This is a genomic window from Arthrobacter horti, from assembly GCF_030731045.1.
Taxonomy (GTDB): Bacteria; Actinomycetota; Actinomycetes; order Actinomycetales; family Micrococcaceae; genus Arthrobacter_E; species Arthrobacter_E nanjingensis.
The window spans coordinates 147,255-166,800 of sequence record NZ_JAVALS010000001.1 but is presented as its reverse complement, the minus strand read 5'-3'; the positions used below and the strand labels follow the sequence as shown (position 1 = coordinate 166,800).

Annotated in this window: 17 protein-coding genes and 1 tRNA gene; 6 read left to right on the top strand and 12 right to left on the bottom strand. The window is 68.2% G+C overall.

Annotation, left to right across the window (positions count from 1 at the left end; translation table 11 throughout):
* Positions 1-43 precede the first annotated feature (43 nt).
* Positions 44-1,510 (top strand): APC family permease, encoded by a 1,467-nt coding sequence (locus Q9R02_RS00775; protein ID WP_305994730.1) that lies wholly within the window; start codon positions 44-46, stop codon positions 1,508-1,510.
* Positions 1,511-2,197, top strand: a complete 687-nt coding sequence (locus tag Q9R02_RS00770; protein WP_305994729.1) for a TetR family transcriptional regulator — start codon at positions 1,511-1,513, stop codon at positions 2,195-2,197. It abuts the gene before it with no gap.
* A 25-nt stretch (positions 2,198-2,222) separates the two neighbouring features.
* On the opposite strand, the gene Q9R02_RS00765 is transcribed toward Q9R02_RS00770, so the two are convergent.
* The gene (locus Q9R02_RS00765) at positions 2,223-3,206 is read right to left on the bottom strand and encodes a LacI family DNA-binding transcriptional regulator (protein ID WP_305994728.1); all 984 of its coding nucleotides are present in this window, start codon (positions 3,204-3,206) and stop codon (positions 2,223-2,225) included.
* A gap of 185 nt (positions 3,207-3,391) precedes the next feature.
* Between Q9R02_RS00765 and Q9R02_RS00760 the strand changes: the two genes are divergently transcribed.
* The 4 genes from Q9R02_RS00760 (at position 3,392) to Q9R02_RS00745 (ending at position 9,519) form a co-directional block, all read left to right on the top strand.
* Positions 3,392-3,610, top strand: coding sequence for a hypothetical protein (locus Q9R02_RS00760; RefSeq protein WP_305994727.1), 219 nt, complete (start codon positions 3,392-3,394; stop codon positions 3,608-3,610).
* Between the two features lie 2 nt (positions 3,611-3,612).
* Positions 3,613-5,145 carry a sodium:solute symporter family protein gene (locus tag Q9R02_RS00755; protein WP_305994726.1) on the top strand — a complete coding sequence of 511 codons (1,533 nt, stop codon included), beginning with the start codon at positions 3,613-3,615 and terminating at the stop codon, positions 5,143-5,145.
* 25 nt (positions 5,146-5,170) lie between these two features.
* Positions 5,171-6,808, top strand: a complete 1,638-nt coding sequence (locus Q9R02_RS00750) for an amidohydrolase (protein WP_305994725.1) — start codon at positions 5,171-5,173, stop codon at positions 6,806-6,808.
* A gap of 227 nt (positions 6,809-7,035) precedes the next feature.
* Positions 7,036-9,519: a glycogen/starch/alpha-glucan phosphorylase gene (locus Q9R02_RS00745; protein WP_305994724.1), complete on the top strand. Its 2,484-nt coding sequence runs from the start codon at positions 7,036-7,038 to the stop codon at positions 9,517-9,519.
* Positions 9,520-9,667: 148 nt separating this feature from the next.
* On the opposite strand, the gene Q9R02_RS00740 is transcribed toward Q9R02_RS00745, so the two are convergent.
* The 11 genes from Q9R02_RS00740 to thiD form a co-directional block, all read right to left on the bottom strand.
* A tRNA-Ala gene (locus Q9R02_RS00740) sits at positions 9,668-9,740 on the bottom strand.
* A 93-nt stretch (positions 9,741-9,833) separates the two neighbouring features.
* Positions 9,834-10,223, bottom strand: coding sequence for a ribosome silencing factor (gene rsfS / locus Q9R02_RS00735; RefSeq protein ID WP_305994723.1), 390 nt, complete (start codon positions 10,221-10,223; stop codon positions 9,834-9,836).
* A gap of 69 nt (positions 10,224-10,292) precedes the next feature.
* The gene (locus Q9R02_RS00730; RefSeq protein WP_305994722.1) at positions 10,293-11,747 is read right to left on the bottom strand and encodes a hypothetical protein; all 1,455 of its coding nucleotides are present in this window, start codon (positions 11,745-11,747) and stop codon (positions 10,293-10,295) included.
* Positions 11,748-11,816: 69 nt separating this feature from the next.
* Positions 11,817-12,485, bottom strand: a complete 669-nt coding sequence (gene nadD, locus Q9R02_RS00725; RefSeq protein ID WP_305995305.1) for a nicotinate-nucleotide adenylyltransferase — start codon at positions 12,483-12,485, stop codon at positions 11,817-11,819.
* A 1-nt stretch (position 12,486) separates the two neighbouring features.
* Positions 12,487-12,735 carry a hypothetical protein gene (locus Q9R02_RS00720; RefSeq protein ID WP_305994721.1) on the bottom strand — a complete coding sequence of 83 codons (249 nt, stop codon included), beginning with the start codon at positions 12,733-12,735 and terminating at the stop codon, positions 12,487-12,489.
* A 127-nt stretch (positions 12,736-12,862) separates the two neighbouring features.
* Positions 12,863-14,167: a glutamate-5-semialdehyde dehydrogenase gene (locus Q9R02_RS00715; RefSeq protein WP_305994720.1), complete on the bottom strand. Its 1,305-nt coding sequence runs from the start codon at positions 14,165-14,167 to the stop codon at positions 12,863-12,865.
* A 9-nt stretch (positions 14,168-14,176) separates the two neighbouring features.
* A complete protein-coding gene (gene proB / locus Q9R02_RS00710) occupies positions 14,177-15,322 on the bottom strand; it encodes a glutamate 5-kinase (RefSeq protein ID WP_425279206.1) in 1,146 nt (381 codons plus the stop codon).
* Positions 15,323-15,324: 2 nt separating this feature from the next.
* Entirely contained in the window at positions 15,325-16,920 is a 1,596-nt protein-coding gene (obgE, locus tag Q9R02_RS00705) for a GTPase ObgE (protein WP_305994718.1), read from the bottom strand.
* 166 nt (positions 16,921-17,086) lie between these two features.
* The gene (gene rpmA / locus Q9R02_RS00700) at positions 17,087-17,347 is read right to left on the bottom strand and encodes a 50S ribosomal protein L27 (protein WP_305994717.1); all 261 of its coding nucleotides are present in this window, start codon (positions 17,345-17,347) and stop codon (positions 17,087-17,089) included.
* Between the two features lie 44 nt (positions 17,348-17,391).
* A complete protein-coding gene (rplU, locus tag Q9R02_RS00695) occupies positions 17,392-17,700 on the bottom strand; it encodes a 50S ribosomal protein L21 (protein WP_305995304.1) in 309 nt (102 codons plus the stop codon).
* A 295-nt stretch (positions 17,701-17,995) separates the two neighbouring features.
* Complete coding sequence (gene thiD / locus Q9R02_RS00690; protein ID WP_305994716.1) at positions 17,996-19,534, bottom strand: bifunctional hydroxymethylpyrimidine kinase/phosphomethylpyrimidine kinase; 1,539 nt, start codon at positions 19,532-19,534, stop codon at positions 17,996-17,998.
* Between the last annotated feature and the right edge of the window lie 12 nt (positions 19,535-19,546).

The window sequence follows — 19,546 nt, the reverse complement described above, 5'->3', positions numbered from 1 at the left end:
GAACCTCTTGACGACCCCTATGGCGTGCCTCACATTTAAGTGTATGGCTTTCACTAAATCCGCGGCGGATCCCCAGCCGACCGCGTCCGGCGCTCCCCAGGCCGGCCTGAAGAAGAATTCCCTCGGCACGCGTGACATCGTCTTCATGCTGGTCTCGGCAGCGGCGCCGCTGACCATCGTGGTGGGCGTCTCCCCACTCGCCCTCGCCGTCGGCGGCGCCGGCGCACCCGTCATCTACGTGGCCGCCGCGCTCGGCCTGGCCCTCTTCGCCGTCGGCTTCATGGCCCTGACCCGGCACATCCTGTCCTACAGCGGCTTCTACGGATACATCGCAAAGACGCTCGGCCGTGTGGCCGGCCTGGGCGCCGGGCTGACGGCATGGCTCAGCTACAACGGCATCCAGATCGGGCTCTACGGCCTGCTCGGCATTCAGGCCAATCTGGCCGTCAAGCAGTTCACCGGCCTGGACCTGCCCTGGTGGGTGTACGGACTGGTGTCCATCGCCGCGGTGCACTACCTCGGCTGGCGGGGCATCGACGTCGGCGCGAAGGTGGTGGGCGTGCTGCTGACGCTAGAGACGGTCATCGTGGTCATCCTCGCCGTGGCGGTCCTGTCCCGCGGCGGAGCGCACGGCATCAACCTGGACTCCTTCACTCCGTCCGCGGTGTTCACGCCCGGCATGGCGGCGGTGCTCAGCATGGGGTTCTCCGCCTTCATGGGCTTCGAGTCCGGCGCCCTCTACCGCGAAGAGGCGCGCAATCCGGACCGCACCGTCCCCCGTGCCACCTACATCTCCATCGCCTTCATCGGTGCCTTCTACGCCTTCGCCGTGTGGGTCCTGGTGCAGGCGGGCGGATTCGACGCGATCCAGGAGTTCGCAGGCAAGCACCTGGACTCCGGGGACACCGCCTACGTCCTGGCCGGCACCTTCGCCGGTGACTGGCTGGTCAATCTCATGAGCGTGCTGATCGTGACCAGCATCTTCGCCTCCCAGCTGGCCTTCCACAACACCATCAACCGGTACACCCTCTCGCTCGGCCGGGAAGGCATCTTCCCCCGTGCCATGGCCCGTATCAGCCGCCACCAGACGCCCGGGAACGCCGGAGTGCTGCAGACAGGACTCAGCGTGGCCGCCGTCGTCGTGGGCGCCGCACTGTCCCTGGACCCGTTCACCCAGTTCGTGGTCTGGCTGAACTCCCCGGGGATCATCGGAATCCTCGGCCTGCAGGCCCTCATGGGCATCGGCGTGGTGATGTTCTTCCTGCGCCGCCGGGAGCGGGACACCCGCTGGTATGTCATCCCGTCCGCCGTGCTGGCGACCCTGGTGATGGTGGTGGTCATCTGGCTCAGCGTGACCAACATCCAGTACCTGACCGGAATCCCGGCGGGCGACCCGATCAACACGACCCTTCTGGTGATCGCCCCGGTCACTTTCGTCCTGGGCCTTGGCGTAGCGTGGTGGCTGAAGAAGAACAGGACTGACGTCTTCGCACGGATCGGACACTCGTAAATGAGCCCTGCGCAGGAAGCGCACCCCGAGGACGGCCGGGCCCACCGGCTCGGCCGTCCCAGCACGCCACGCCTGAGCGTGGACAAGATCGGACATGAGGCGCTGGCCCTCCTCGAGGAGGAGGGCTTCCTCTCACTGCCCCGATTGGCGGAACGCCTCGGCGTCCGCCAATCGGCGTTCTACAAGCATGTCAGCAGCAGGGCCGACATCGTGGAGCTGGCCCGCGGCGCCCTGTCCGAGCGCGTGGTGCTCGGCCCGCTCTCCGGGGATCTCCCCACGCTGGTCACGCAGGTCTTCGACACCCTGCGGACCACGTATCAGAGCGTCCCTGCGCTGCTGCCGCTGATCCTGGTTCAGCCCGTGACCAACCTGAAAGTCCTCGCGATCTACGACCGGATCGCCCAAGCGCTTCTGGCCGCGGGAATTCCGGACCGCTTCATCCTGCCCGCGATCGAAGCGATCGACAGCGCCGCGATCGGCGCGGCACAGGACATGCAGACCATGGAGAATGCGCTCAAGGTCCCAGACCCGAATGCCATGGAGTTCCCGCACCTGCTCCGCGCCCAGACGGCCACGGCCCAGGAGCGGATCGACCGCTTCGACTTCCTCGCCCGCACTCTCGCCGCCGGCCTCACCGCCACCGCCATGCCCACGGCCACCGGCCGTCCACCCGCAGACGCCTCCTGATGCGGCCGCCCGGCGGACGGCCGCATCAGGTCGACGGCGGGCGGTACTCCGCGTCGTCGAACCACCGGTGCACCGGCGCCTGCACGCCGTCCAGCAGATCGCCGAGGAGCGCGACGGCGGCCATGCCATAAGCGTGCGGCTTCAGATCGATGGCGGCCAGCTCGCCACTCTCCGACTCGTCGTGGGACGCGGCCAGGGAAGCCAGATCGACGTCTGATCCAGGAGTGCGGCCCGCCGCCAGGAGCCGCTCCAGGACCGGGCGCGTGTACCCCTGGCCGGCACAGATGAAGGCGTCCGCACCCGGCGTCTCCACGATCCGGTCCAGCAGCCGGTCGAGGCCGTCCTGCTCAAGATCCAGCGGAAGCTCATACAGCACGGACTCCAGCCCGGCCTCCCGGCACCACTGCCGGTAGTTCTCCGCCGTGTCGAGACCCCATGACGGGGCGTGATGGTGGTCGATTCCCAGGAAGACGGGCGTCCGTCTCCCCCGGCGCAGCAGATCCTGGAAGACCTCCCGTTGAAGATCCCGGTGCCGCGCCTGAAGGGTCCCCGCGATCCGTTCCCGCCCCGCCCCGTGGAACTCGCCCACGCTGACCACCGTGACCCCGGCGTCCAGCAGCGCCTGGACCATCGGGTCCGCGGGCTCCGGATCGATCACCAACGCACCGTCCACCTGGAATCCTCGCGGCCCACGGGGCTCCGGGGAGAAGAGCATGAGGTCGGCCCCGGAACGTTCGGCCCCCGTGGCGGCGCCGAAGGCGAATTCCATGTAGAAGGACAGATTGCGCACCGAGCGCGGCACGTACAGACCGATCGCCCCGATGCGTGAGGCCCGCAGGCTCCGGGCGGCCCGGTTGGAGACATAGCCCAGGCGCTGCGCGGCGCCATGCACCTGCGAATCGGTCTCCGCAGAGAAGCGGCCGGTGCCGTTGAGGACGTTCGCCACAGTGGACTTGGAGATGCCCAGCTCCCGGGCGATGTCGACGATCGTGACGCGGCGCGGGCTCATAAGGGCATTCTATGCGTCCACCTCCCTTGACAGCGGACGTGACCGCACTCACACTGGTGTCATTGATGGAACGTTCCACCAACGATCCATCACCCTTCACCCTTGGGTGGGACCCTGGCCGTCGCGCCTCCCCCGCCTCAGACAACCGACCCGCCGCACACCGCGGTGAGGAAGAGTGACCCGTCATGCCAAACCATCCCCCACTGCCCTCCGGAAGACGAGCCGCCCGCCGGCTGATCTTCGCCGCGGACCTGCTGGTGCTCCTCTGTCCCCTCGTGTACCTCCTGTTCGGCCCCGGCACCCAGCCCGCCGCATACCTCTACTTCATCCTCGGCAATGCCGCCGTGGTGCTGTCCCTGCCCCTCCTGTGGGCTCTGGAGAACGGAAGCGGGAAAAACTCGTGAACATGCTCATCGGCTACGGAGGCATCACCGTCTTCACCATCGTGGTCCTGGTGGCCATGAGCCGCACCGGCCGCAAGAAGACCAGCCTCAGCGAATACGCCACCGGCGGTCGCAGCTTCAGCCCCTGGTTCGGCACCATGACCTTCCTCAACACCTGGCTGGCCGGCTCCGTCTTCGTGGCATTCGCCGGATTCACGGTGACCCAGGGCGTGCTGGGCTTCTATTCGCTCTCCTACTCAGTCCTTGCCGTCGTCCTCATGTTCTTCCTGGGCCGCCCGGTCAACACCTGGGGCCGCGTGCACGATCTGAAGACCCAGGCAGACCTCCTGGGGCTGCGGTACGGCTCCACCTCGGTGCGCGTCATCGCAGCAGTGATCGGCGTCCTGGCCTCCATCCCGTGGGTGGTCCTGGGCATGCAGTCCCTGGGCGTGGTCTTCGCGGCCCTGTCCTTCGGTGCGGTCACCCCGGTGGCCGCCACCGTGATCGGCATCCTCTTCATCGCCGCCCGCCAGGCCTGGACCGTCCGCTACGGCACCCGCGGCCTCATCATCAGCGACATGGTCCAGGGCGTCTTCGCCTATGGCATCGGATTCCTGATGGCCATCGGCTTCCTCGTCTGGCTTTTGAGCAACGGTCACGGTTTCGGCGCGGTCAATCCCGCATTGCTGTCCCTGCCACCGCTGGACAGCCCGGTGGGGCCGCTTTATCTCTTCTCCCTGGTCCTCACGGGCCTGCTCGGCGCCTGGTCCTGGCCGGACCTGTTCGTCCGGCTCTTCAGTGTGGAGTCCCCGCGGGGCGTGCAGAAGTCCGCCGTGCAGGCGGCGCCACTGCTCTTCCTCTTCTCCGGTGCGCTGACCACCGTCACCCTCCTGGCCACCACCGTTCCGGGGGTCACCGAGGCGCCGGACACCACGTGGTTCATCCTGGCGGGCCTGGGCGGCGTGGGACTGGTGACCGCCGCGGGCATCTGCGTGGTGGCAGCCACCATGGGCAATGTGGGCGCCAATCTGCAGGCCATCGGCACGCAGCTGGCCAACGACGTCGTCCGGCCGGGCCGCGCGGCGGGCGCCGGCTCCGCGGAGGGTGCCAAGATCGCGGTCGCCGCCGTCACGGTCGTCTCCGCGATCGCCGCCCTGGCCACCGCCAATGTCACGAGCGGCCTGTTCATCCTGGCGCTGATCTCCTACCAGGCCATCTGCCAGCTGGCGCCCATGCTGCTCCTGGGCATCTTCTGGCGCCGGGGCACGGCCCTGGCAGCGAACGCCAGCATGATCACGGGCATCCTGGTGGCCGTCTACTTCGAGGTGAACTACCCGCTGTCCGTGCCGTGGCTCGGTGGTCTCACCTCCGGCGGCGTGGGCCTGGTGGTCAATCTCATGGTGTATCTGGCGATCTCGCTGCTCAAGCCCGCCCCCACGGCTGAGCGGGAGCGCGTGAACCGGCTCTTCGACAGCCTCAAGGAAGGCTCCGCCGTCGCTCCCGGAACCGCGGCGCCCCAGCCGCCGGCCGCCGTCGTCGACTCGGCAGCCCTCTGAGCATCCTCCCGTGAAAGGAATCCCCATGACCCCGGCCGAGACCATCCTCCTCGCCCAGACCATCCACACCCTCGATCCGGACCTGCCGAAGGCCACCGCCGTCGCGATCTCCGGCGGCAGGATCATCCGCGCCGGAGATCGCGAGGCGATCCTCGCCCTGTCCGGACCTGCCACCACGGTGCTCGACTACGGCCAGGCCACCGCAGTCCCGGGCCTGACCGACAGCCACACCCATGTGGTGCTGGGCCTGGACCTGGCGCGCGGACTCAACCTGACCGACGTCGGGCCGCTCGGAGAGGTGCAGCGCCGCCTCGCCGAGGCCGCCGCACGGCTGGCCGGCGGCGAGTGGCTGCAGGGCTGGGGGCTGGACCCCAATCTGTTCACGGGCATCGGTTTCCAGGGCCTGGTGTTCGACGGCGCCACCGGCGAGGTGCCGCTGTTCCTGCGGATGAGGGACGGGCACTCGGCTGTGGTGAACTCGGCGGCCATCCGACAGGCCGGGATCACGGGTGACGAGGAGTTCTCCGACGAGTCCCTCGTGGCGCTCGGGGACGACGGCCGGCCGACCGGGTATCTGGTGGAGTTCGAGGCCATGGAGCTGGCACTGGCGGCCATCCCGCAGGAGCCCTTCCCGGTCCGTGCGGCACGGCTGCGGGAGATCCTGGACGGCATGGCCGCCACGGGGATCACTGCCACTCATGTGCTGGATCTCGCGGACGACGCCGTGGCGCTGGTCGAGGAGCTGGAGCGCGACGGCGAACTGCCGGTGCGCCTGCGCTTCTCGCCGATGGTGCAGCCGCACCTGAGCGAGGATGGCTGGGCGGCCATCGCCGGGCTTCAGGGCCGGAGCGGTCGCCGCTGGGTGATCGAGGGCGTCAAGTTCCTGATCGACGGGACCGTGGACAACGGCACGGCCTGGCTGGAGCACCCGGACCTGTACGGTCAGGGCACCGATCCGGTGTGGACGGACCCCGAGCAGTACCGCCGGGCGCTGGGGTTCTTCGCCTCCCGCGGCGTGCCGACGGCCACGCACGCCATCGGGGATCAGGGTGTGCGGTATGTCCTGGACGCACTGGAGGGCCTGGGAGACGTCCGGGGGCTGGCGGCGCACCGGATCGAGCACATCGAGACGATCCCGGACGATCTGGTGCCCCGGTTCGCCGCCCTGGGCGTGGCCGCGAGCATGCAGCCTGTCCACGGCACCCACCACACCAAGGCGGACCGGAGCGACAACTGGTCTGTGCGGCTCGGCGAGGAACGAGCCGGGCACGGCTGGCGATGCCAGGACCTCCGCCAGGCAGGAGCAATCCTTGCGCTCGGCTCCGACTGGCCCATCACCCCGTACGACCCGCGGGCCATGATGGCCGACTCCATGCTGCGGCGGCCAGTGGAGCGCCCGCACTGGGCGCCGGTGCAGCCGGAGCAGGGTCTCACCTCCCTCCAGGCACTGGAGGGGTACACCAGCCACGCGGCCGCTTCGGCCGGGCTGTCCGCCGCGTCGGGGACCATCGCGCCGGGAAAGCGCGCGGACTTCACCGTCTTCGCCGCAGACCCGCTGTCGGTGAGCGCCGAAGAGCTGGCCAGGACCGCCGTCGTCGCCACCGTCCTGGACGGTCGCGAGGTGGCCGAGCACGCAGCAGAGGCAGCGACCACCGTCCCATAGTTCGTTCCGGGTGGTCTGGCGTACGGCGGCAGACGGCTGTCACTGCGAGGCGAACTCCATCTGCCGATCGCCGTTCAGGGAGCTGTATCGTTCCCTGAACGGCGTTCCAGGAAAAGCTCCCTTGTACCACCGTCGCGTCCCACCGCGGTCTCATCGCCTTTCGCGAAGCGTCCGAAACATATCTGATTTCAGCTTGATCTTCGCCGCCAGTCCTATACCGTCTTGCCATGTCCGAGATTCGCGCCACTCACACACTCGCCCTGGCCCCGGTCATTCCGCCGGCCAGCACCGTTGACGGCTTCGTCCAGGAGTTCCTCAACAACCTCAACTTCCGGCAGGGTGTCGCCCTGTCCTCGTCCAGCCAGAACGACCGCTACCTGGCACTCGCCCAGACCGTGCGCGACTACCTGATGGCCCGGTGGCTGGAGGACCAGCGCGCCCAGTTCGAGCGCCAGTCCAAGGGGGTCTGCTATCTCTCCGCGGAGTACCTGCTCGGCCGGCAGCTGGACAACAACCTCCTCGCCTCCGATCTCGGCGGCATCGCCGCTGAGGCCATGTCGGTCTGTGGGATCGACCTGGACGAACTGCGGGGCCTGGAGGTGGAACCAGGACTCGGAAATGGCGGTCTGGGCCGCCTCGCCGCATGTTTCGTCGACTCTCTGGCCACCATGAGTGTCCCCTCCATCGGCTACGGCATCCGTTACGAGTACGGGATCTTCCGGCAGACCTTCGTGGACGGGCAGCAGGCCGAGCAGCCTGACCAGTGGCTGGCACTCGGCTCTCCCTGGGAGTTCCCGCATCCTGAAGCCGCGCAGATCGTCTCCTTCGGTGGTCACACCGAGCGCTACCAGGACGGGGATGTCGAACGCACCCGGTGGATTCCGGCATGGAACGTTCAGGCCGTGCCATACAACTACATGGTCCCGGGCTACCACAACGGCCGGGTCAACACCCTCCGGCTCTGGAGCGCGGTCGCCACTCACGCCTTTGACCTGCGGATCTTCAACTCGGGCGACTACGCCGAAGCGGTCCGGGCACAGACGTTCGCGTCCAACATCTCCAAGGTGCTCTACCCGGAGGATTCGACCCCTCAAGGCAAGGAACTGCGGCTGCAGCAGCAGTATTTCTTCGTTGCCGCATCCGTCAGCGATTTCCTGGACCACCACCTGGCAGACGGATTCGATCTGACGAAACTGCCGGACCGCGTGATCTTCCAGCTCAACGACACCCATCCGGTGATCGCGGTACCGGAACTCATGAGGGTGCTGGTCGACGTGCGTGGCCTCGAATGGGACGCTGCCTGGGAGATCACCCGCGGCTGTTTCGCCTACACCTGCCACACGCTGTTGCCGGAGGCTCTCGAGGAGTGGTCCGTGGACCTGCTGGGACGGCTCCTCCCCCGTCACCTGGAGATCATCTACCGCATCAACGAGGAGTTCCTCGCCGAGGTGCGGGAAACCTACGGCGACGACGAACTGCGTATCCGCAACATGTCGATCATCGCAGAGCATCCCGAACGCGCCATCCGGATGGCCTATCTGGCCACCGTGGCAGGTGCCAAGGTCAACGGCGTCGCAGAACTCCACTCCCAGCTGCTCAGGGACAAGGTGCTGCCCGACTTCGCCGCGTTCTTCCCCGGCAAGTTCACCAATGTCACCAACGGCGTGACGCCGCGCCGCTTCCTGCGTCTGGCGAACCCGGGCCTCTCCTCCCTGATCACGGAAGCCGTGGGCCCAGGCTGGGAAACCGACCTGGACCGCTTGCAGGGACTGGAAGCCTACGCCGACGACGCCGGCTTCCGGACGGCGTTCGCGGAGGTCAAGGCTCAGAACAAGGTCCGGCTCCGGCACGAGCTCCTCGCCCGGGACGGCCTCGTGGTCGGCGAGGATCACCTGATGGACGTCATGGTGAAGCGACTGCACGAGTACAAGCGCCAGATGCTCAAAGTCCTGCACATCGTGAGCCTGTACGAAGGCATCGCCTCCGGCAGAGTCGCCGCTGCCGAGGTCACCCCTCGGACCTTCATCTTCGGAGCCAAGGCCGCCCCAGGATACGCCATGGCCAAGCGCATCATCCACCTGATCAACGCCGTCGGCTCCGTGATCAACGATGACCCACGGGTGGAGGGTCGTCTCAAGGTCCTCTTCCCGCCGAACTACAACGTCACGCTCGCCGAACGGGTCATCCCTGCGGCGGACCTCTCGGAACAGATCTCTCTGGCCGGCAAGGAGGCCTCAGGCACCGGCAACATGAAGTTCGCCCTCAATGGTGCGCTGACCATCGGCACCGACGACGGCGCCAACGTCGAGATCCGTCGCTTGGTGGGAGACGAGAACTTCTTCCTCTTCGGCATGACCGAACCCGAGGTCGAGGCACTCTGGAGCACCGGCTACCGGCCAGGTGAGTTCTACCAAGCCGATGAGGATCTCCGACGGGCACTGGACCTCATCGCGTCCGGGGCCTTCTCCGGCGGCGACCGGTCCACCTTCGAACCCGTGGTCTCCAATCTGCTCTACGACGATCGCTTCATGGTCCTTGCCGACTTCGCGGAATACATCAGGGCCCAGCGAGAGGTGGACGCCGCCTACGCCGACCAGGATGCCTGGAACCGTGCGGCGATCCTCAACGTGGCCCGCTGCGGATTCTTCTCGTCGGACCGCTCCATGCGCGACTACATCAACGGAATCTGGCATACGCCTCCGGCCCTCTAGGCCGTAAAATCTCCAGAGCCGGTTGTTGTTCCTCGTAACGCCTTCACAACGACGCGAGGAACAGCAACCGGCCTCTGACGCTCACCGGGCGGGCGATTCCCTGGCCGCAAACGCCGAAGGGCCGGTCTTCCGACCGGCCCTTCATCTGTGGAGGTAAGGGGATTCGAACCCCTGACCTTCTGCATGCCATGCAGACGCGCTACCAACTGCGCCATACCCCCGTATTGAGTTGTTTTCCCGCCTCCGGAACGTTCATTCCCGGCCGCGGCAACTCATCCAGCATAGACCATCAGGCCTCTGAGCAGCAAATCCGCTCAGGCGCTGACAGCATCCCGGCCCGGGTGTTCCGGCAGCTCAAGGTCCACCGACGGGCAGTCCTGCCACAGGCGCTCCAGTGCGTAGAACGCCCGCTCCTCGCCGTGCTGCACGTGCACCACCACGTCGGAGAAGTCCAGCAGGATCCAGCGGCCGGCGGCGCGGCCTTCCTGGCGGAGGATCTTGCGGCCGCTGGCCAGCAGCTGCTCCTCGATCTCGTCGGCGATGGACTTCACCTGACGTTCCGTCTCGGCGGAGGCGATCACGAAGATGTCGGAGAACGGCATGCGTTCGCTGACGTCCAGGGCCACGATCTCCTCGGCCTGCTTGTCGTCGGCGGCCTTGCCGATCAGTCGGGCCGTCTCAATTGCCGAAGCGCTGGCGCTCACGGATCTCCTCACATCGGGATTGAGGGCCTCCGGTGTTCCGGGGCCCAAGGGGTTTCGTTTCAAGGGCGGTCATCGGCCGCCGGCGGTTACCGCCAGGATGACGCCGACCACCAGTGCGACGGCGCCCAGCCCGAGCGCGCCCCAGTGGAGCAGCCTCAGACGGATGGCCGTCTGCACGCCGGCCGTGCCGACGTCGAGCGGGTCGAGGCCGTGAGCATCTCGGGCGGCTACCTGAGCGGGCTCACCCGGCTTCACCGCCGCGGAAGGCCGGGCGGCGACAGACACCGAGGTCTGCGCCACAGGCTTTGCCGCCGGGGCGGCTTTCACGGGCTGAGGAACGACGGCGGCCGCAACCGGAGCCGGGACCATGCGGCCTCCATCCGGCGCGTCCAGAGCTTCCTCGGCATTGGCGATCGCCTCCGCCTGTGCCAGCAGCTGTGCGCGCCGGTTGGCGGACTTCTTCGCCTTCTTCGAACCAGGCGTTCCAGCGGACTGCGACGCCCCCGGGGCTTCGACCCGCTGGACCTGAACGGTCTCCGGCGCGGGTTCCCCCACGGCCGGCGCCGCCGGCCGGGGCAGACTGACCGGGACCTGCGTGGTCGGGGCGGCGATTACCTCATGGGCGACACCGGGCACCTTCCGTGTCTCCTGGCGGGTCACCGACCCCAGGTTGTGCGCCATGGTGGGCGCCGAGGAACTCTCGCTCTGCGGCCGGCCCTTGGCCGCGTCGGCTTCGCGTGCGAGCTCCTCTTTACGCTGCGCACGCTGGTTCAGAATGGCGATGCGCTCGGCCATCGCGATCTGCTCGGCCAGGACCTTGGGATCGACCTCGCCGGTGCTGCCGCCCGGGCGCTCCGCCATGCGCTCGAAGTACTCCTGTGCCTCGGCCGTGAAGCGCTCACGCTCGGCCAGAGCCTCCTCCACGCTCATGTCCTCGGGGATCTCATCGCCCACGGGACGGTGATTCACCCGGACAGGTGCCGTGGCAGGATCCGGACGCGCGGAGACACCCATGTCCGGGCGGCCGCCCGGTGCCCCGGGAACAGACCCGGACGCCGGGGGAACCACGGGACGCTGCGTGGTCTCCGTGGCCAGTTCCTGCAGCCTGCGCTGGCGCCGGGTCTGGACGCCTCCGCTGAGCTGCTCCTCCTTGGCCGCCAGATCCTTGATGGTGCGCAGCGCCGCGCGGTCGCGGGCCCGCGCCTGGGAGGAACGCTCCTCCCGCTCCGGGACGGCATCCACGGGGCCCGCAGCGACCCGACGGTTGCGAGCGGTCTGCGGCCCGGGAACCGTCGGCGCGGACCCTGAAGGCCCCCCAGCCGGCACGGTCGCCGTCAGGGCCGTCGGCACGGCGTCGATCATTCCACTGTGCATGCCGGGTTCCGGACGCGGGGCCCTCTCGGCCGGGGCAGGAAGAGCGTCCTCCAGGGTCACCTCTGAGGCGTCCCCGGCCTGGGCCGTGGCACGCTCTCGTTCTTCACGCAATTGACGTCGCGTGCGACGGGGTTGCTCTTCCTGACTCATCAGTTCATCATCCAGTGCTGCCTCAGTTGCTCTGCGCCCATGCCGGACGCCCTGAAAGCTCTCTATCGACTATTGCTTGTCTCGAGGGCCAACGCGCGAGACCCCTGCGAGGTTCCCCGGCGGCGTCGGAGGTTCATCCCGGTCGTACAGGCCGTACTTGGCAATGTACTGCACCACGCCGTCCGGCACGAGGTACCAGACGGGATTGCCATCGGCCACACGGTCCCGGCAGTCGGTCGAGGAGATCGCCAGGGCCGGCACCTCCAGCAGGCTGACGCCGTCCCGGCCCAGGTCGGTGAGCTCATGACCCGGACGGGTGACGCCCACGAAGTGCGCCAGGTCCCAGAGCTCCTCGGAATCCTTCCAGGAGACGATCTGCTCCATGGCGTCCGCGCCTGTGATGAAGAAGAGGTCAGAGCCGGGACGCTCAGTGTGCAGATCCCGCAGCGTGTCGATCGTGTAGGTGGGACCGGGGCGGTCGATGTCCACACGGCTGACCGAGAAACGCGGGTTGGAGGCCGTGGCGATCACGGTCATCAGATAGCGGTGCTCGGCGGTGCTGACCCGCCGCTTGGCCTTCTGCCACGGCTCGCCGGTGGGGACGAAGACGACTTCGTCCAAATGGAACTTGGCGGCCACCTCACTGGCGGCCACCAAGTGTCCGTGGTGGATCGGATCGAAGGTGCCGCCCATCACTCCCAGACGGTGACGGCGCGGCTCCTGGCCGGAGGACTGAATCTCAGTGACCCTGAGGCTCAGCCTGGCCGTGATCGTGCTTGTTGGTGTGCTGGCGGTGCGGGTCCGCGTGCTCCTCCACGGCCTCGTGACGGTTGCCCAGGCTCATGAAGGACAGGCACACGAAGAGCAGCACGAGCAGGAGGGCGAACATGGACCCACCGATCACGAAGGGCGGTGCGATCAGCGGGGCGGGCGCTTCGGCGGCCTCCGCGCTGACGTGGATGACGGTGGTGGCCAGCTGAGCCAACATGGTGTTCCCTTCAGAGTGTTCGTGCCCGGATCGCTCCGGTGACGGGCGGCGGACCGCCCGTCGTGACTTCCTGTAATCCTAGTCTGTTTCGCTCCCCCACGGCATGCAGCACGCCACGGAGCGCGGCTCAGGCTCGGGTCTGGCCCTCGCCCTGGACGATCCACTTGGTGGTGGTCAGCTCCCCCAGGCCCATGGGGCCTCGGGCGTGCAACTTCTGCGTGGAGATGCCAACCTCGGCACCGAGCCCGAATTCGCCGCCGTCCGTGAAACGCGTGGAGGCGTTGACGATCACCGCTGCCGAGTCGATCTCCGCGATGAACTTCTCCGCATTGCCCAGATCGTTGGTCAGGATGGCCTCCGTGTGGCCGGTGCTCCAGGTGCGGATGTGCTCCAGGGCCTCATCCATGCTGTCCACCATGCCGACAGCCAGGTCCAGGTCCATGTACTCGGTGGCCCAGTCCTCGTCGGTGGCGGCCAGCACATCCTCGCCCGGGGGCAGGAGCGCGGCGACACGGCCGTCCACGTGCAGCCGCACGCCGGCTTCCCTCAGGGCGCGCGCGACGGCGGGCAGCACGCTGGAGCGCGAGTTCACCAGGAGTGTCTCCACCGTGTTGCACACGCTGGGGCGCTGAGTCTTGGCATTGAGGAGGATCTCCACGGCCATGTCCTCGGACGCGGACTCGTCGATGTAGATGTGGACGTTGCCCTCACCGGTCTCGATGACGGGAACGGAGGAGTTCTGCACCACGGTCTGGATGAGCTCGCGCCCGCCGCGCGGGATCAGCACGTCCACCCGGCCGCGGGCCTTCATCAGGACGTTCGCGCCGGCCCGGCCGTAAGCGTCCACGGTCTGAACGGCCTCGGCCGGCAGGCCCACGGAATCCAGCGCGTCACGGAGGATCTCCACGAGCGTCTCATTCGTCACCTGGGCCGCGGAGCCGCCGCGCAGGATCACGGCATTCCCGGCCTTCAGCGCCAGGCCCGCGATGTCCACGGTCACATTGGGACGGGCCTCGTAGATGGCCGCCACCACGCCCATGGGGACGCTCACCTGGCGCAGGCGCAAGCCGTTCGGCAGGGTCTGGCCGCGGACTACGGTGCCCACGGGATCGGGCTGGGACGCCAGGTTCTCCAGGGCGTCGGCCAGGCCCTGGATGCGGACCGGGCTCAGGCTGAGCCGGTCCAGCATGGCCTTGGACGTGCCGTTCTCCCGGCCGCGTTCCACATCCTTGGCGTTGGCGGCCAGAATGCGTGGGGCGTGCTCCACCAGGGCCGCGGCAATGGCTCGCAGCCCTTCATCCTTGCGGGAGCGGTGCGCCCGGGCGATCCGGCGGGAGGCCAGACGTGCCCGATCGGCGATCGCGTGGACGGCGCGCTCGACGTCGTCCACGCCGTCGCCGGGCAGGCCGGTGGAGATGGCGGTGTCAGTCATGACACAAGTTTAGGCCAGCGGCATCCGGTCCAGGACAACCAGGTCGTCAACATGAATCACTTCACGTTCATACTCGTGACCCAGCTCACGCGCCAGCTCCTTGGTGGAACGGCCCAGCATGCGCGGCAGCTCATGTGCCGCGTAATTGACCAGGCCACGCGCCACCACGGCACCGTCCGGGCCGAGGAGCTCCACCGGGTCGCCCGGCTCGAAGTCACCGCGGACGTCCGTGATGCCGGCCGGCAGCAGCGAGCGGTGGTTCTCCGTCACGGCGCGCACGGCGCCGGCGTCGAGCACCAGTTCACCGCGCGCGGTGGCCAGATGCGCCAGCCACAGCAGCCGGATCGGCTTGCGGTCGCCCTGCACCGCGAACCAGGTGCCGACATCCTCACCGCGGAGCGCCTGCGAGGCGTTGGCCGTCGACGTCACGAGCGCGGGAATCCCGGAACCGGCCGCGATGCTCGCCGCCTGCACCTTGGTGGCCATGCCACCGGTGCCCACGCCGGCCTTCCCGGCACTGCCGACGACGACGCCGTCCAGGTCACCGGTGTGCCGTACCTCGGAGATGCGCTTGGCACCGTCCTTCGGAGGGCCGTCGTACACGGAGTCGACGTCGGAGAGCAGCAACAGGGCGTCCGCCCGCACCAGGTGCGCCACGAGGGCGGCCAGGCGGTCGTTGTCGCCGAAGCGGATCTCATGCGTGGCGACCGTGTCGTTCTCATTGACGATCGGCACGACGCCGAGGTTGAGCAGCCGGTCCAGGGCGCGGAAGGCGTTGGCGTGCTGGGTGCGCCGGACCAGGTCTTCCGCGGTGAGGAGCACCTGGCTGACCGTGATGCCGTGCGCCGAGAACGCCTGCGTGTAGCGGGACATGAGCCGTCCCTGGCCCACGCTGGCGGCCGCCTGCTGGGTGGCGAGGTCCTTCGGCCGGCGGGCCAGGCCCAGCGGTGCCAGGCCTGCCGCGATGGCGCCGGAGGACACCAGGATGACCTCGGTGCCCGCATTGCGCCGCTCCGCCAGGGCCGTCACGAGAGCCAGGACGGCTTTCTCAGAGATCCCGCCCTTGATGCTCGTCAAGGAGGAGGAGCCCACCTTGACCACCACGCGCTTGGCGTCCCGCAGGGCTTCCCGCCCCGCAGCGGTCGCAAGATCCAGGCTCACTCCTCGTCCTCGTCGCCCCAGGCTCCGAAGTCACGCTCCACGGCGCCCAGCTTCTCCTGGTGGCGTGCCTGCGCGGACTCCGTCCACACGCCGGCCTTGCGCTCGGCCTCAAGCTCGGCACGGGCGGCCGCCTTGGCGTCGCGCCGCTCCTGCTGCTCCTCGCGCTTCTGGGCACGGGTGGGGCGTGCGCCGGTGTCCGCGATGCGGATGTCCGTGCCGCGCGGGGAGGCCAGGAGCTCGGCGCCCGCCGCCATGGTGGGCTCCCAGTCGAACACCACGCCGCCGTCGTCGCCGATCACCACGGTGTCGCCCGGCTTGGCGCCCATCTTGAAGAGTTCGGTCTCCACGCCCAGCTTGTTCAGGCGGTCCGCGAGGTAGCCGATGGCCTCCTCGTTCTCGAAGTCGGTCTGCTTGACCCAGCGCTCCGGCTTCTCGCCCAGCACCCGGAAGAGCGGTTCCAGATTGCGCTCTTCACGGCGGATGATGAAACCGGTCTCATTGACGGCCCTCGGGCGGAGCACCACGGGAGCCACCTTCGGCGGGGCCACGGCGATCCGGTCGCGGGCCTCCTGCACGATCTCCGCCATGGCGAAGCCGAGAGTCCGCAGGCCCTCGTGACTCGTGGCGGACACTTCGAAGACCCGGTAACCGCGCTCCTCCAGATCGGGGCGTACGAACTCGGCCATGTCCTTGCCGTCCGGCAGGTCCACCTTGTTCAGGGCGATGATCCGGGGACGTTCATTGAGCGGGACCACTTCACCGTCGCCGTAGGCCATGTCCACGGCGTAACGGTCCAGCTCGCCCTCGATGATGGCCAGATCGCTCAGGGGGTCCCGGTCACTTTCCAGGGAGCCGCAGTCCAGCACGTGCACGATCGCCGCGCAGCGTTCCACGTGGCGCAGGAAGTTGTGTCCGAGGCCCTTGCCTTCGCTGGCGCCCTCGATGAGTCCCGGCACGTCGGCGATGGTGAAGCGCACGTCGCCCGCCTGGACCACGCCCAGGTTCGGCACCAGGGTGGTGAACGGGTAGTCGGCGATCTTCGGCCGTGCCGCGGACATGGCGGCGATCAGGCTGGACTTACCGGCGGACGGGAAGCCCACCAGTGCGACGTCGGCGATGGACTTCAGCTCCAGGATGATGTCCCGCTGCTCCCCCTCGATGCCCAGGAGTGCGAAGCCGGGCGCCTTGCGGCGTGCCGAGGCGAGCGCCGAGTTGCCCAGGCCGCCCTGGCCGCCGGCCGCGGCGACGTACTCGGTGCCCGGCTCCACCAGGTCGGCCACGACGTTGCCGTCACGGTCCTTGACCACGGTGCCTTCCGGAACGGAGAGCACCAGCGTCTCCCCCGCCTTGCCACCGCGCCAGTCGCCCATGCCCGGGCCGCCGTTGCCGGCGTGACGGTGCGGTGAGTGGTGATACTCGAGGAGCGTGGTGACCTGGGTGTCCACGCGCAGGATCACATCGCCGCCGTTGCCGCCATTGCCACCATCGGGTCCACCCAGTGGCTTGAACTTCTCCCGTTTGACGGACACACAGCCGTGCCCGCCATTGCCGCCGGAGACGTGCAGGACCACACGGTCCACGAAGCTCGCCACTGGGTTCTCCTCTTGTCGGTCTGATACGCCACGTGCCGTGGCGGCCCCGGGTCGCGGAGTGCGCGGTGCCCAGGAAAGATTCTATGGTCCCGGAATGCCGGGACCGGTGTTAAACGCCGAAGGGGCGGGCCTCAGGCCCGCCCCTTCAGACTGGATGCTGCTGAAATCACTCAGCTGCAGCGCCGACCACGTTCACCACGCGGCGGCCACGGCGGGTGCCGAACTCGACAGCACCGGCGGTCAGGGCGAACAGGGTGTCGTCCTTGCCACGGCCGACACCGTTGCCGGGGTGGAAGTGGGTGCCACGCTGACGGACCAGGATCTCACCAGCGGAGACGACCTGACCACCGAAGCGCTTCACGCCCAGGAACTGAGGGTTGGAATCACGACCGTTGCGAGTGGAACTCGCACCCTTCTTGTGTGCCATGCTTTATGCCTGCCTTCTTGGTAGAAGTAATCCCGCGAAGGGTCTTACTTGATGCCGGTGATCTTGACGCGGGTCAGTTCCTGACGGTGACCCTGGCGCTTCTTGTAACCGGTCTTGTTCTTGTACTTCTGGATGACGATCTTCTTGCCGCGCAGGTCTTCCAGGATCTCGGCGGTCACCTTGACGTTGGCAAGGTCGGCAGCCTTGGTGGTGAGCTTGTCACCATCCACCAGCAGGAGGGCAGGCAGCTCGATGGTGCTACCCACTTCACCGGCGACGCGGTTCAGGGTTACGAAGTCTCCAACCGAGACCTTTTCTTGACGGCCGCCGGCGCGGACAATCGCGTACACCACTTGGGAACTCACTTCTCTCGACGATTCTTACTAAGTTTGCGTGCGGAACCCACCGGGGAATCCCGGGGTGGTTCCAGCTGTGCCTTACGCGCCGCCGGTTCCTGACGAGGACCCGGAATAAAGGAGTCGGGGTGAATCCGAAAGTGGTTCGTCCCGCAATACCCATGTGTGGCGTTAGCACCGAAGGTCTAGCTTACGCTAGTGCGCGCCGACCCCGCAAATGACGGTCTTGCACGCAGGCCGCGATGCGTGCCATGCCGCACCGACGCCTTCCAGCGATCCAGTCTACCGGATCTCAGGCTCGTCCTCGCGGAACACGGCGGCTGGGCGCGTCGAAGAAGTCCACTTCGAAGCGCGAGGAGTGGGCGAACGCCTCCTGCATCGCGGTCCACTGGGCGGGAGTGGACCGCCGTGCAGCCTCGGCCGTGTAGGCGATCGCCTGGCGGGTGGCCTCGGCGAACGCCGGATCGGAGTAGCTGCGCAGCCACATCGCGTACTGGTGGGAATCCGGCGCGCCGGCCTGCTCGAACTCACGGAACAGCACGGCGCCCACCTCGGCGTAAAGCCAGTAGCACGGCAGGATGGCGGCCACCAGGACCGCGTAGTCGCCCTCTCCCGCACGGGCCAGGAGGTGGTCCACGTACTGCTTGGTCTCCGGCCCCTGCACCATGGACACCTCACGGCCCACCAGCCAGCTGCGGTGCAGCTCGGCCTCCACATCAAGGCACTCCCGGGCGCCCTTGGCCCAGAAGGCCTGCTCGGCCTCGGTGGGCGCCAGGGAACTGGCCGCGGCGAGCACCCTGGAATAGGTGTTCAGGTAGAGGGCGTCCTGGGCCAGGTAGTACGCGAAGTCGGCCTCTTCGAGGCTCCCGTCGCCGAGGGCGGCGATGAACGGCAGCTCATAGATCCGCTCGAGGTCACCGGCCGCCGTCGTCCACAGATCAGCGGCGTAGCCGGCGACGTCACGCGCGGACGGCAGGACACCGTGGTGGAAATGGTTCACCGGGCCGTGCCCGGCGCCCACCGCGAGTTCGGAGGAGGTGGCGATGGCTTCGAGCAGCCAGGCCTTGGCAGCGCCCACCGCCTCCGTGGGGACCAGACCTGCACCCAGGAGGGTGGCCAGCGCAGAGGAGAGCGAGCAGCCTGTGCCGTGCGTGTTGACCGTGTCCACCCGCGGCGCCTCGAACACGGTGACGTCCGAGGCCGACGCGCCGCTCAGATCAACGAGCGCGTCCCAGCTGATGTCCCCGTCCAGATGACCGCCCTTGACCAGGACGGACACGCCGTGTTCGGCGGCCAGGCGCTTGCCCTGCTCCAGCGCGGACTCCCAGTCCGCGGCCACGGCTTCACCCAGCAGCGCCGCGAGTTCCGGCACATTGGGGGTGACGACGTCGGCCAGCGCCATGAGGCGGCCCAGCGCGGCTTCCGCATCGGCGTCGAGCAGGCGGTCACCGCTGCTGGCCACCATGACCGGGTCCAGCACCACGACGGCCGGCCGGTGCGCGCCGAGCCAGTCGGCCACCGCACCGATCACCTCGGCGTTGCCGAGCATGCCGATCTTCACGGCGTCCACCGTCACATCGGCGCTGATGGCCTCCAGCTGCCGGGTCAGGAACTCCACGGGCGGAACGTGAACGCCGGTGACTCCCCGGGTGTTCTGGGCGGTGAGGGCGGTGATGACCGCCAAGCCGTATCCGCCGTTGGCGGCGATGCTCTTCAGATCGGCCTGGATGCCCGCGCCCCCGCTCGGATCCGAGCCCGCGATGCTGAGCACCCGGGGCCGGGGCTTGCCGGGAACGGGCTGAAGTGAGGAGGCGGCGGGCACACGGGTCATGGGAGCTCCAAT